Below are 13,242 nucleotides of genomic sequence, written 5' to 3'. Positions count from 1 at the left end.
CCGTCGTCGTTGTCAGCCGAGCCTGAGCTCCCGATAGCCGTCCGCCGCCACCGCATCGCAGCGCTCGCGGAAGGCGGGGGCGCTGCCGCTGTAGCGGGCAATGATGCGGGTCTGCTTGCCGTCGATGTTGCGGTTGATGCCGGTCATCCATGAATCGACTTCGTTGGAGAGCAGCCCGACACCCAGCGACTTCACGTGATCGGTCCACGAGGCGACGCCGTCGGCGGTCGCCTCGATGCGCGTGACGTCGTGCTCCCGCGCATGGCGCAGCAGATCGGTGACCCATTCGACGCTGTACTCGATGCTGCGCGGAATGTTGCCCAGCGCGGTGTGCGGGCCCATCTGCATCATCATGTTGGGGAAGCCCTCGACCATGATGCCGAGATAGGTCTGCGGCCCGCCCTTCCACTTGTCCTTGAGCTTCAGCCCGTTGACACCCTGGAAGTCGATGCGATCGAAGGCGCCGGTGATGGCGTCGAAACCTGTGGCGTAGATGATGATGTCGAACGGGTACTCGGCATCGCTGGTCTTGATGCCGTTCGGCGTGATGCGCTCGATCGGCGTTTCCTTGATGTCGACCAGCTTCACGTTGGGCTGGTTGTAGACCTCGTAGTACTTGGTCTCGAGCGGCACGCGGCGGGTGCCGAAGCCGTGGTTCTTGGGGATCAGCTTGTCGGCCACCGCCTGGTCCTTGACGCGCTGGCGGATCTTGCGGGCGACGAAGTCGCTCACCAGCGCATTGGCCTCGCGGTCCACGAGAATGTCGCGGAAATTGCCCTGCCACATCCCGAAGCCACGGTTGCCGTAGAGCTTCTCCCACAGCGCCTCGCGCTCCTCGGGTGTCACCTCCATGGCCTTGCGCGGATCGGGCGTGTGCAGGAAGCAGGCGAAGGTCTCGCGGCAGCGCTGGAAGATCTCGGGATAGCGCGGGCGGATCTCGGCCATCTCCTCCTTGGAGATCTGCGCGTTGTGCAATGGCGCGCACCAGTTGGGCGTGCGCTGGAAGACCGTGAGATGGCCCGCGGTTTTGGCCACCTCCTGGATGGTCTGCACGCCCGTGGCGCCGGTGCCGATCACCGCGACGCGCTTGCCCTCGAAGCTCACCGGCTCATGCGGCCAGCGCGCGGTGTGGCAGGACTGGCCCTTGAAGCTGTCGATGCCCTCGATGCGCGGCATGGTCGGCGCCGACAGAGGGCCGATGGCGGTGATCAGGAAGCGCGAGGTATGGCGGCTGCCATCCTCCAGCGTGATCGCCCAGCTCTGCGTTTCTTCTTTCCAGTGCGCCGCCGTGACCCGGCTCTTGAACTGGATGTCGCGGCGCAGGTCGAACTTGTCGGCGACGAAGTTCAGGTATTTCAGCGTCTGCGGCTGCGGCGAAAAGTGCTCGGTCCAGTGCCACTGGTCGAGCAGCTCCTGGGAGAAGGAGTAGCCGTAGGAATAGCTTTCCGAATCGAAGCGCGCGCCCGGATAGCGGTTCCAGTACCAGGTGCCGCCCACGCCGGTGCCCGTCTCGAACACGCGTACCTTCATGCCGAGCTTGCGCAGCAGATGGAGCTGGTAGAGGCCGGAGATGCCGGCCCCGATGATGATGGCGTCGTAATTCAACATAACTGTCACCCCGAGCAAAGCGAGGGGCCTTTAAGGCCGCAGGAAAGGTCCCTCGCTACGCTCGGGATGACACCGGAATTGTGGCGGGTTTCGGTACTCATTCGTCAGCTCGAGACTCCCTAATCCTTCGGGTGCCCTGGAACACGGGCTTCAATGGATCCATCACGAAGCGGATGCGCGGCAGGTCGGTGTCGACCGTGCAGCACGTGCCGACGATGGGATCGGCCAGCGTGATCGCACCGGCGTTCCAGGCCGCCGCGTCGAAGGCCGAGACCTGCGGCTTGCCGCGCTCGGCCTTGTAGAAGGTGTACTTGGGGTCGACCTGGATCAGCATCGGTTGGGTCTGGCCGTCGAGCGGCGCGTTGGCCGCCGTCACCCAGTTGATGTACTGCACGTCGGTGCCGGCGACCGGCTGCGGATCGACCAGCGCGCAGTCGAGGATCGTCTTGCCGCCCTTGGCGACCGTCCCCATGACGCGGTCGTGCCGGCGCAGGAATTTCACCTCGCCGGCTTCGACCGGGAGGCCCCAACGGCCGCGCAGCTCCTTGGCGGCGGCCACGGTGCTGGCGACGGCGCCCAGCAGGAAGCCGCGCGGATGCGCCCCGGCCCGACTGCCGAGCCGCAGCACGGCGAGATTGAACGGCCCGACCGGGCTCTCCGAATACCGCGTGACTGCCAGGATCACGTAGGAAGGCAGGGCCGGGTGCATCGCCTTGGGCAGCAGGCCGTCGGTCGTGCTGCGCGGCACCTCGATCAGGAGCTGCAGCATCTCGGCCTTGGGCAAGGTCCAGGCCTCGGTGTCGAGATTGCCGAGCGTCGGCAGCGCCTTGGCGTTCTGGGTGATGTCGAGCGTTCCGTAGAGGGGCATCGTCTACTCCGCCGCGACCTTGTTGGCCGATCCCTTGGCGAACACCGGCATCACTTCCTTGGCGAAGAGCCGGAGGCTCGCCATCACCTGGTCCTGCGGCACGACTTCGTTGGCGTTCAGGATGAAATTGATGCAGTCGACGCCGAGCGACTCCCACTTCTTGACGGCGCGGATGATGCGCGCGGGATCGCCATAGGCCATGCCCTCGGTCTGCTGCTCGTTGGCGTCGGGGCCGGTGGCGGCGCGGCGCAATGCCGGCAGCAGGCCCAACGACTGGTAGGACGGCGAGGAGAACACCTCGCGCGTCGAGATCAGCTGCGTGGCGAGATAGTTGAAGGTGTTGCCCAGCCGCTTGCCCATCTCGACGCCGGTCTTCTCGTCCTCGTGGCAGAACAGGAAGTTGGTGGTGGCGACCTGCTCGTTCACGAAGGCGCCGACCGGCTCGCACGACTTGATGCGCCGCCGGTACTCCTTGATCTTCTTCTCCTGCTCGTCGAAGCCCGCGAACGACAGGCCGAGGCTGCCCAGCCCGCGGTCGGCGGCGTCGATCTCGGTACCGGGGCTGGTGACGGCTACCCACATCGGCGGGTGCGGCTTCTGGTAGGGCTTGGGCAGGATGGTGCGCTCGGGCATCGACCAGAATTCGCCCTGGTAGGAGAAGGTCTCCTGCATCCACATCTTGGGCAGGCAGCGCACGAACTCGTCCCAGCTCTTCTTGGTGGTGTCGGGATTGGCGCGGAAGCCGCCGAGTTCGGTCCAGGTCGCCGAGCGGCCGGTGCCGACATGCAGGCGGCCGCCCGACAGGATGTCGAGCGTCGCCGTCCTCTCGGCGATCTTGATCGGATGATTGAACTCGGGGACGCAGACGACGATGCCGTGGCCGACCTGGATGTTCTTGGTGACCATGGCGCAGGCCGTCAGGAACAGCTCGGGCGCGGAGCAGTGCGAGTATTCCTCGAGGAAATGGTGCTCGACGGCCCAGACGTGATCGAAGCCCAGCTCGTCGGCCAGCTTCACCTGCTCGAGGCAGTTGTTGTAGACGGTCCGCTCTTTCTCCGGTGTCCATGGACGCGGAATGGAGATCTCGTAGAACAGGCCGAACTTCATCTGACGGCTCCTACCAAGCCGTCATCCCGACCAAGGCCCCGAAGGGGCCGCGTGGAGGGACCTCTTCTTTGGCTGAAGAACAGGTCCCTCGACTTCGCCGGCCTTCGGCCGGCTCCGCTCGGGATGACGAAAAATTGTGATACGCCTTCCGTCAAACGCTAGGCTTGCCCACCGGGCGGCGCAACCTCACCATGGGATCGGAGGGCGAAATCAAAGATGACAAGACTGGCAGGCAAGGTCGCCATCGTCACCGGCGGGGCAAGCGGAATGGGCCGCGCCACGGTCATGCGCTTCCTGGCCGATGGCGCGAAGGTCGTGGTGGCCGACCTCAACGAGGCCAACGGTGCGGAGACCCTGGCGGTTGCCAAGGCGAATGGCCACGGCAATGACATCGCCTTCGTGCGCTGCGACGTCGCGAAGGAAGCGGATGTGGCCGCCACGGTCGCCGAGGCCGAGCAGCGCTTCGGCCGCCTCGACATCGCTTATCTGAATGCCGGCGTCGGCGGTGCCTTCGGGCCGATCGCCGAGACCGCCGTCGAGGATTGGGATTACACCTTCGCCGTGCTCGTCCGCTCGGTGTTCCTGGGCATGAAGCACGCTTCGCTAGCCATGAAGAAGCATGGCCATGGCGGCGTGATCCTCGTGACAGCCTCGATTGCCGGCATGGTGGGCGGCGCCGGCAGCCACGCCTATTCGGCGGCCAAGGCTGCCGTCATCAGCCTGATCGAGAACGTGGCGGCCGAGCTCGGCCCCGAGCGCATCCGCGTCGTCGGTATCGCGCCCGGCGTGATCTCCACGCCGCTGGTCCATCGCGGCCGGCCTGAGAAGTACGAGCGGCAGTTCCAGCACCAGCCGTGGCCCGACCGCGGCGAGCCCGACGTCATCGCCGACGTGGCCTCGTTCCTGTGCTCGGACGACGCCCGTTTCATCACCGGCGAGACCGTCAAGGTCGACGGCGGCCTTTTAGCGCAAGGCATTGCGCTCTGGGGCACGGGCAAGGAAAACATGTTCATGAAAAGCGCGGGCGTGAACCGCGGCACGACCGGCGAGGCAATGGTCGTGCGCAACCTGAGGGACAAGTCATGAGTGAAGCCGAGAAACTCCACCGCCATCTGATCGGCCAGCAGGGATCGCGGCGCTCGCTGAACACGCCGGCCCTGGTGCTCGATCTCGAGATGCTCGACCGCAACATCGCGGAGATGGCGGCCTTCGCCAAGGCGCACAAGGTGAACCTGCGGCCACATTCCAAGACCCACAAGTCGGCCGACATCGCCCGCCGCCAGATCGCCGCCGGCGCGCTCGGCGTGTGCTGCGCCAAGCTGGGCGAGGCCGAGGCGCTGGGCGAGGCCGGCATCGAGAGCCTGCACATCACTTCGCCGGTGGTCACGCCGCAGGCGATCGACCGCCTGGTGGCGCTGAACGCCAAGGTGAAGGACCTGATGGTGGTGGTCGACCATCCTGCCAATGTCGAGGCGCTGGCCACGGCCGCAGCGAAGGCCGGCAAGCCATTGACGGTGATCGTCGACATCGATCCCGGCCTTCATCGCACCGGCGTGGCCACGCCCGACGGCGTCGTCGAGCTGGTGAAGAAGGTCGTCGGCCTGAAGTCGCTGAAATATGCCGGCGTGCAGTTCTATTGCGGCCGTCACCAGCACATCGTCGACTTCAAGCAGCGCACGGCCGAGATCGAGGAGCGTACCGAGTACCTGAAGGTCTCCTTGGGCAAGCTTGAGGCAGCCGGACTGAAGCCCGGCATCATCACCGGCTCAGGGACCGGCACGCACTATATCGACGCCAAGCTCGGCGTCTTCACCGAGCTGCAGGTGGGCTCCTACGTCTTCATGGACCACGACTACAACGTCTGCGACCTGCGAGGCCTCGACAAGCCGACCTTTGAGCAGGCCTTGCAGATCGACGCCCGCGTCGTCAGCGCCAACACCGCCGGCATGGTCACCGTCGATGCCGGCCTGAAGGCGATGGCCACCGAAAAGGGCCCGCCGATGATCCTGCAGGGCGCGGTCGAAGGCTCGACCACGCGCTTCATGGGCGACGAGCACCTGGCGGTGATCGCGCCCGAAGGCAAAGCGCCCCCGGGCCACGGCGAACAGGTGATCCTGACGCCGCCGCATTGCGATCCCACGGTCAATCTCTACGAGAGCTACCACGTGGTGAAGGGCGACACGCTCGTCGACATCTGGCCGGTGACGGCGCGCGGCAGGTCGCGTTGAGTGAGACCGCGAGCCTGTTCCTTGCCTAGGGCTTTGAAATAGCCGAGAGCGCCCGCGCTGATTCTTCGCGGGCACATCTCGCACACCAACCCTCAAATTTTCTCCCCGCCTCCGTCCACTGCCCTGAGCATCCCGTCGGCTCCACTAGGCCGTATTCCGCGAGCACGGTGATTGCGTGCTCGACGACATAGTATTGCCGGGTCATGGCGCACAATGCTTCGAGTAGCAGTGCTTCGCGGTTGCCGATGCCAAGCCCTGTAGCGGGCGTGTATTCGGGATCGTCCAGCTCGGTCAGCAATGGCAGGTTGTGTTGAGCTCTCACTCCGACGGACTCTTTGGGGAGCGCTTTTCGAAGTCTTTGTCCGGCGTCTGTCCATTCTCCAAAGCGGAGCGTTGGCAGGCACAAATTCACTACGCCGTATTCCTCGAGCGCCAGGATCGCGCTTTCACCTGCGTGCATTGCGCTAGTCTCTATGAGGCTACCTTCTTGTCCGTTCTCAAACGGCCGATCGAGAAGGCGGTCGACCTCATGGACAAGCGTCTCGAGCAACCTTCTCTCGCGTTCGCTCAGATTGGGAATCATCACATCCGCTCTCGGTATCATCGGCGCAGCATAGCACGACGACCCTGTGACGCTGGGTCGCCGTGCTGCTGAGTAGCTACTCAGCCGTAATCTTCCCGGTCTCGATGACCTGCTTCCAGCGCGCGATCTCGCCTGTGAGGAACGCGTCGAACTGCGCGCCGGTCGTGGCGACCACGTCGAAGCCGATCTTCTCGAACTGCTCCTTGACCTCGGGCGCCTTGGTGGCTGCGGTGATGTCGGCTTCGAGCTTCGCCTTCACCGCCGGCGGCAGGCCCTTGGGCGCGGCCGCTGCCTGCCAGGAATAGACCTCGAGGTCCTTCACGCCGGCTTCGGCGAGCGTCGGCACGTCGGGCAGCGCGGGCGCGCGCGTGGCGCTGGTGACGGCCAGCGCCTTCAGCTTGCCGGCGCGAACCTGCTGGGCGATCGCGCCCAGGTTCTGGAACGAGACGTTGGCATGGCCGGAGATCAGGTCGTTGATGGCCGGTCCGCCGCCCTTGTAGGGGACGTGCACGCCGCTCATGCCGGTCTTCTGCAGGAACAGCGCCGCCGTCAGGTGATCCGACGAGCCCGTGCCCGACGAGGCGAAGCTCACCTTGTCCGGATTCTTCTTCAGGTAGTCGAGCAGCTCGGCGACGGTGTTGGCCGGGAAGTCAGGATTGGCCACCAGCACGTTGGGCGTGCGCACGATGACGCTCAGCAAGTCGAAGTCCTTCAGCGGATCATAGCGCAGGTCCTTGAACAGGGCCGGATTTATGCTGTAGACGCCGATCGAGCCGATCATCAGCGTGTAGCCGTCGGGCTTGGCCTGCTTCAGCGCCGCCGCGCCGATGGCGCCGTTGGCGCCGCCCTTGTTGTCGATGACGACCTGCTGGCCGAGCTTCTTCGCCAGTTCCGGCGCCACGGTGCGCGCCGTCACATCGGAGGCGCCGCCGGGTGGAAAGGGAACGATCACGGTGACCGCCTTGTCCGGATACTGCGCCGCCGCCGGCTGCAGGCCGACGAACGCAGCCACGGCGAACGCCACCACACTACTCAATGCTTTTACTCGCACTGGCTCACTCCTCCTTTTCCAGTTTGTGCGAGCTCTTCTAAGTGGTTCGCCCCAACAGAAAAAGGGGCCGTTCCGAGGAACGACCCCTTTCCGGACCTTGGCGACCCGAGCGACCTCGGAAATCCGCCCGTCGCGTTGCCGCTCCAGGCAATTTCCGGGCGGTCACACGAACCGCGCGGCCTACCGACCTCGAAGATCACAGATGCCGCTTGCGCGTCCCCTCTGATCCCGGTGCGGCATGCCCTTTCGGGTCGTCACCGCACCTCCAGCCGGTCGTCGAGTTTGATCTTTTATTTAAGAGAGGACCGGGGCTCGACCAACCGCTGCTCTCTGATTGTGAAGCTAACACGACTCGCTCGTGTGATCCGGCAGATTCCGCTGTCCGTCATCGGTGCATAAGGTGGAAAACGAACATAAGATTCGCGTTGCTCGCATTTGTTGTATGCATGCCGGCGCGCACCACAACTTCCTGCAACCGAATGCGCACGAACGTTCGTGTGCGCTCATTTCCTCCCCGTCGAATCAGGCTCCTCTCCCCCGCTAGGGCAGCGCGATCGCATATGACTGCAAAGTCCCGTCATCCCGACCGGAGCCGAGCGTAGCGAGGCGGAGCGGAGGGACCTTTTTTGTTGATGCATCGACAAAAAGAGGTCCCTCGACTGCGCCGCCCTTCGGGCGGCTCCGCTCGGGATGACGGGAAAATTGGTCATATGCGATTGGCCTGCCCGCTAGGGGGAGAGGAATTTGAAGGTGTCTCCACCCCGTAGCAGCGAAGCTGGGGAGGAAAGCTACGCAGCCTTGGGCAGCACGCCCGACACCTGGCGGATCGTGACGTTCACCCGGTTCCAGAAGTTGATCAGGGCGATGTTGAGGACGAGGTCGGCCAGCGCCTTCTCGTCGTAGTGCTTGGCTGCGTCGTTCCAGACGTCGTCGGGCACCGCATCGCCGCGGTCGGGCAGGCGCGTTGCCGCTTCGGTCAGTGCCAGCGCCGCACGCTCGGCGTCGGTGAAGTAGGGGGCCTCGCGCCAGGCGGCGACGGCGAACAGGCGATCGTCCTTCTCGCCCGCCTTCCGGAGGTCGCGGGCGTGCATCTCGACGCAGACGCTGCAGCCGTTGATCTGGCTGGCGCGCAGCCGCAGCAGCTCGAGGGTCGTGTTGGGCACGCCGCCCTTGGCGATCGAAGTCCCCAGGGCATTGAGGGCCTTGAGCGCCTCGGGAACCACGAAAACGGGGTTGGTCATCCGTGCTTGCATGATCATCTCCTTTGTCACATCGGCCGCCTCTCGGCCGTCATGGGCATGACGAAGCGCGATCGGGGAATGTGACCGATGGAAAAAGAAAATTGGCTGGCCGAGCAGTTCGAGGCCCACCGCGACCATCTGCAGCGGGTTGCCTATCGCATGCTGGGGGCGACGGGGGAGGCGGATGATGCCGTCCAGGAGGCCTGGTTGCGGCTCAGCCGCTCGCAGCCTGCAGGCATCGAGAATCTGGGCGGCTGGCTGACCACGGTCGTGGCCCGCGTCTGCCTCGACACCCTGCGCTCGCGCAAGTCGCGGCGTGAGGAGCCGCTGGAAGGCGAGCCGGAACCCCTCGCCGGCCATGAGCGCACCGCCGATCCCGAGCGCGAGGCCGAGCTGGCCGACTCCGTCGGCCTGGCGCTGCTCGTCGTCCTGGAAGCGCTGGCGCCGGCCGAGCGCGTGGCCTTCGTGCTGCACGACATGTTCGACCTGCCGTTCGAGGAGATCGCACCCATCGTTGGCCGCTCGCCGACAGCGGCCCGGCAGTTGGCCAGCCGGGCACGCCGACGCGTGCGCGGGGGCAAGACGTCATCCGACGTCGCCAGCCAGCGCAGAGTCGTCGACGCCTTCCTGGCGGCGGCGCGCAGTGGCGATATTGCCGGACTCCTGGCCGTGCTCGATCCCGACGTCGTCCTGCGGGCCGACCGCACCGCCGTGCGCCTGGGCGACGTGACAGAGCTGCATGGCGCCGAGGTTGTCGCTGCCAACTTCAAGGGCAAGGCGCAGGCTGCGCGGCCTGCCCTGATCGATGGCGCGCTGGGTGTCGTCGTGGCGCCGCAGGGCCATCTGCTGCTGGTGCTCAACCTGACCTTCGCCGGCGACAGGATCGCGGCGATCGAGGTGGTTGCCGACCGCGACCGACTCAGGGCATTGGACTTGTCCGCCTTGCCCTAGCCGGAGAATTGCCGTGCGCCTCTTTGTTACACCCGCCTCGCCCTGGGTCAGGAGAGTCCGGGTCGCGATCCTCGAGCTGGGAATAGAAGGCCGCTTCGAGTTCGTGCAGACCAAGTGGTCGCACGACTGGGCGACCCGGGCCGTCGAGCACCGGCCCGAGTTCCTCGAGGCCACGCCGGTCGTCCGCATTCCGGCACTGGTCACGTCGGGTTTCACCCTGACCGACTCCCATTCGATCTGCGATTACCTCAATGGCGAACACGGCGGCTTTCGCCTGCTGGCACGCGAGGGCATGTCGCGGTGGCATGCGCTGGCCGACATGTCGATCGCCTGCGGCATCATCGAAGCGCACATCGCGCGGCGGGCCGAGCTCCTGCGGTCCGAAGACGAACGGTCGGACGACTTCATCGGCAAGATGAAGGACCGCGAGCTCCGCTGCTTCGCCGCCCTGGAGAAGCGTGTGCCGCACTTTGGCGCCACCTTCGATCTCGCCCAGATCACGACCGCCGTCGCCTGCGGCTACGAGAGCTGGCGCTACGGCGAGGAGTGGCGCGGTGTCGCGCCGAAGCTGGCGGCCTGGTTCGATGGGGTGGCCCAGCGGCCGTCGATGACGGCGACCGAGCCGGCCGAGACGCCGCAGGCTTAGTACTCGCTATCGTTGGAGGTGATTCACTGCTGTCACCCCGAGCGAAGCGAGGGGCCTTTGAATGCAGGAAAGGTCCCTCGCTTTCGCTCGGGATGACAGCGGGTCCCTAGCGCTAAAAGGCGTAGGAAAAGAACTGCCATCATCGCTGACCAAAGTTATTGACCATTCCGAACCATAGTTATATTCTTGGCGCGTTACGCCTTCGCGTTCCTGCTCTATGCATCGTTGATCCGAGACCAAATGGCTGCGCCACGCGGCCCGTCCAGGCGCTTACATGGACGGGCCGGGCTCGGCGTTCGGTCTCTCCGACTCGGGCGATTCCGGTAGCGCAAATAGCGTTATTGTCCGAAATTAGGATGAGGCCCAACCGATAGGGGGTGCGATCTCGAAGGGCTACCAGGCTCTCTCTCGGAAACCTCAGAAACCTCTCTCACTGCTGCCGTCAGTGCATGCACTACCTAGTCTAGGCATTGCCCACGAGCAGTCCGCCCTTCCACTGGCGCGCCAACGCGACGATCGCCACCATGCCGACGGCGCTGACGACGAACATGCCTAAAAAAGCCTTCTGGCCGTAGGCGCCGTAGAGCACGCCGGCGATCTGGAAGATCACGGCCTGCGCCGCACCGGTGCCGATCGCGTAGTAGACGCTCTGGCCCAGCGCCATGCCCGAGGCGGGCAGCGCCCGCTGGAGGAAGGCCATGGCGCCGAGATGACAGGCGGCAAAGGTGCCGGCGTGCAGGGCCTGCAGGAGGATCAGCGCCCACAGCTCGGTGGTGAAGGCCATGCCCAGCCAACGCACCATGCCGCAGCCGAGCGCCAGCGCAATCATGCCGGTGGGGCCGAGCCGCGCCAGCAGCCAGGGGCTCGCCAGCATCAGGACGATCTCGACGGCAACGCTCTCGCCCCACAGCAGGCTGATGGTGACGTCGTCAATGCCGGCGGCGCGCCAGGTCAGCGTGCCGAAGCTGTAGAGCACGGCGTGGCTCGCCTGGCAGAGTCCAGCCGCGATCATGAACAGCAGGAACGGCCGCGAGCGCAGCAGGTCGGGAATGCCGAAGGAGGCGTGTTTGGCCTGGTCACGGTGCTGCGTCTCCGCCGCCGGCAGCCAAAGCGCCAGCGGCACCAGCATCACGATGCCGGCGAAGCCGACATAGAGCACCCAGGACGGTCCCTGCCGGTCGACGGCAACGCCGCAGATGATGACGCCCAGGATGAAGGATACCGAGCTCCAGACGCGCAGCCTGCCGTAGTTGATGCCGCGCGCTCGGGTCTCGTTCACCACCACGCCATCGTAGAGCGCCATGGTTGGCGCCCACACGACACCCCACACCAGCGACACAGCCAGGATGGCGAGGAAGGTGTGAGAGAACTGGTAGCCGGTCACCAGGACCGTTGCGGCCACGGCCAGTGCCAGGAGGACGCCGCGCACGTTGCCGACGCGATGCGCGATCCAGCCGATGGCGAGCGTGGCGCCGACCCCCACGAGCTGCCGGCTCATGAAGAGCGTGCCGATCTCGGCGTCCGCGATGCCGCGATCGCGCAGCCACACCGGCCAGTAGCTCATGAAGGCGCCGGAAGCAAAGAAGTAGGCCGCGCCGTATCCGGCAAGCCTGACGACGGTGAGGATTCGCGACGACATCAAAACTGTCATCCCGAGCGCAGCGAGGGACCCTTGCGAGACCGACGAAAGGTCCCTCGCTGCGCTCGGGATGACAGCGGGGCTTTCATCAGCAGCGCGTCATCTAAGCCGCGAACTCGCGCCGCACCTGTTCGGAATGCTGGCCCACCGTTGGCACGTCGCCCAGCCGCTCGGGCTCGCCGTTCCATGAGGCGGCGAGTGCCGGCATCGAGACGTCGCCGACGGTCGTGCCAAAGACGACGCGGCGAAGTTGCGGATGGGTCGATAGATCGTCGACCGAGCTCACGCGCGCCCAGGCGATCTGCGCCGCGTCGAGGCGGGCCGCGAGGTCGGCGAAGGTCTGGCCGCCAAAGCTCTTCTGCACGATGGCGTTGGTATCGTCGCGCCGCGAATTGCGCGCCTTGTTGGTGGCGTAGTCGGGATCCTTCTCCAGGCCCGGCCGGTCGAGCACGCCGTGGCACAGCCGCTCGAACTCGCGGTCGTTCTGGATCGAGATCAGCACCGGCACCTTGTCGGCGGTCTGGTAGACGCCGTAGGGCGCGATGAAGGGATGGGTGAGGCCGAGCCGCGGCCAATTGTAGTCGGAGTAGTCCTTGGCCAGCACCGGCACGGTCATCCACTCGGCCATGGCGGAGAACAGCGAGACCGCGATGGCACGGCCCTCGCCGGTCTTCTGGCGGGCCAGCAGCGCTTCCAGCACGGCGGCATGGGCGAACATGCCGGTGCCGATGTCGGTCGCCGAGATGCCGACGCGGCCCGGGCCTTCGGCCGTACCGGTGATCGAGGCGAGGCCGCTCTCGGCCTGCACCAGCAGGTCATAGGCGCGGCGGTTGCGATAGGGGCCGTGCTCGCCATAGCCCGAGATGTCGACGGTGATCAGCCGCTTGTTCTTGGCGCGCATCGCCGCCGAACCGAAGCCCGCGCGTTCGGCGGCGCCCGGCGCCAGGTTCTGGATCAGCACGTCGGCCTTGGCGATCATGCGATGCAGCAGGGCGAGATCGTCCTTGTCCTTGAAGTCGAGCGTCACCGATTGCTTGCCCCGGTTCAGCCAGACGAAGTAGCTCGATTGGCCGTGCACATAGGCGTCGTAGGCGCGGGCGAAATCGCCTTCCGGCCGCTCGATCTTGATCACACGCGCGCCGGCATCGGCCAGGCGGGCGGCGCAATAGGGGGCGGCCACGGCCTGCTCAACGCTGATCACCAGCAGCCCTTCAAGCGCTCCAGGCATCTATCAACTCATTTCCATGGACAGTCGCGTCACCGCTTCGAGTAACATGTCGTCTCGGGAATTGCTGCTACCATTCGACATCAAAGCAGCGG

Annotated in this window: 12 protein-coding genes; 4 read left to right on the top strand and 8 right to left on the bottom strand. The window is 65.6% G+C overall.

Features of this window, described 5'->3' with window-relative positions; genetic code table 11:
- Positions 1-12 precede the first annotated feature (12 nt).
- From RSO01_RS26600 to RSO01_RS26590, 3 genes are all read right to left on the bottom strand, one after another.
- Positions 13-1,608, bottom strand: a complete 1,596-nt coding sequence (locus RSO01_RS26600; protein WP_147153157.1) for a flavin-containing monooxygenase — start codon at positions 1,606-1,608, stop codon at positions 13-15.
- 97 nt (positions 1,609-1,705) lie between these two features.
- Positions 1,706-2,476, bottom strand: coding sequence for an acetoacetate decarboxylase family protein (locus RSO01_RS26595; protein WP_147153156.1), 771 nt, complete (start codon positions 2,474-2,476; stop codon positions 1,706-1,708).
- 3 nt (positions 2,477-2,479) lie between these two features.
- Entirely contained in the window at positions 2,480-3,583 is a 1,104-nt protein-coding gene (locus RSO01_RS26590; RefSeq protein ID WP_147153154.1) for an LLM class flavin-dependent oxidoreductase, read from the bottom strand.
- Between the two features lie 216 nt (positions 3,584-3,799).
- Here RSO01_RS26590 and RSO01_RS26585 point away from each other — a divergent pair, with 216 nt between their 5' ends.
- Positions 3,800-4,669: an SDR family NAD(P)-dependent oxidoreductase gene (locus tag RSO01_RS26585; RefSeq protein WP_147153152.1), complete on the top strand. Its 870-nt coding sequence runs from the start codon at positions 3,800-3,802 to the stop codon at positions 4,667-4,669.
- Positions 4,666-5,811, top strand: coding sequence for a DSD1 family PLP-dependent enzyme (locus RSO01_RS26580; protein WP_147153150.1), 1,146 nt, complete (start codon positions 4,666-4,668; stop codon positions 5,809-5,811). Before RSO01_RS26585 ends, RSO01_RS26580 begins: the two co-directional genes overlap by 4 nt.
- Before the next feature lie 25 nt (positions 5,812-5,836).
- On the opposite strand, the gene RSO01_RS26575 is transcribed toward RSO01_RS26580, so the two are convergent.
- From RSO01_RS26575 to RSO01_RS26565, 3 genes are all read right to left on the bottom strand, one after another.
- Positions 5,837-6,394, bottom strand: a complete 558-nt coding sequence (locus RSO01_RS26575; RefSeq protein WP_147153148.1) for a hypothetical protein — start codon at positions 6,392-6,394, stop codon at positions 5,837-5,839.
- Between the two features lie 76 nt (positions 6,395-6,470).
- On the bottom strand, positions 6,471-7,418 hold the full coding sequence (locus RSO01_RS26570; RefSeq protein ID WP_246158823.1) for a Bug family tripartite tricarboxylate transporter substrate binding protein: 948 nt from the start codon (positions 7,416-7,418) through the stop codon (positions 6,471-6,473).
- Positions 7,419-8,233: 815 nt separating this feature from the next.
- Positions 8,234-8,698: a carboxymuconolactone decarboxylase family protein gene (locus tag RSO01_RS26565; protein ID WP_147153144.1), complete on the bottom strand. Its 465-nt coding sequence runs from the start codon at positions 8,696-8,698 to the stop codon at positions 8,234-8,236.
- A 75-nt stretch (positions 8,699-8,773) separates the two neighbouring features.
- Between RSO01_RS26565 and RSO01_RS26560 the strand changes: the two genes are divergently transcribed.
- Positions 8,774-9,637, top strand: coding sequence for a sigma-70 family RNA polymerase sigma factor (locus RSO01_RS26560; RefSeq protein ID WP_147153142.1), 864 nt, complete (start codon positions 8,774-8,776; stop codon positions 9,635-9,637).
- Between the two features lie 13 nt (positions 9,638-9,650).
- Positions 9,651-10,283 carry a glutathione S-transferase family protein gene (locus tag RSO01_RS26555; protein WP_170303378.1) on the top strand — a complete coding sequence of 211 codons (633 nt, stop codon included), beginning with the start codon at positions 9,651-9,653 and terminating at the stop codon, positions 10,281-10,283.
- 463 nt (positions 10,284-10,746) lie between these two features.
- Here RSO01_RS26555 and RSO01_RS26550 read toward each other — a convergent pair whose 3' ends face one another.
- Together RSO01_RS26550 and RSO01_RS26545 are read right to left on the bottom strand one after the other, a co-directional pair.
- Positions 10,747-11,922 carry an MFS transporter gene (locus RSO01_RS26550; protein ID WP_170303377.1) on the bottom strand — a complete coding sequence of 392 codons (1,176 nt, stop codon included), beginning with the start codon at positions 11,920-11,922 and terminating at the stop codon, positions 10,747-10,749.
- Positions 11,923-12,025: 103 nt separating this feature from the next.
- The gene (locus RSO01_RS26545) at positions 12,026-13,150 is read right to left on the bottom strand and encodes a CaiB/BaiF CoA transferase family protein (RefSeq protein WP_147153137.1); all 1,125 of its coding nucleotides are present in this window, start codon (positions 13,148-13,150) and stop codon (positions 12,026-12,028) included.
- Between the last annotated feature and the right edge of the window lie 92 nt (positions 13,151-13,242).

The sequence above is a fragment of the Reyranella soli genome, from assembly GCF_007992495.1.
In the GTDB taxonomy this organism is placed as follows: Bacteria; Pseudomonadota; Alphaproteobacteria; order Reyranellales; family Reyranellaceae; genus Reyranella; species Reyranella soli.
Note: the sequence above shows the minus strand (reverse complement) of the source record. Positions and strands in the feature narration are given on the sequence as shown.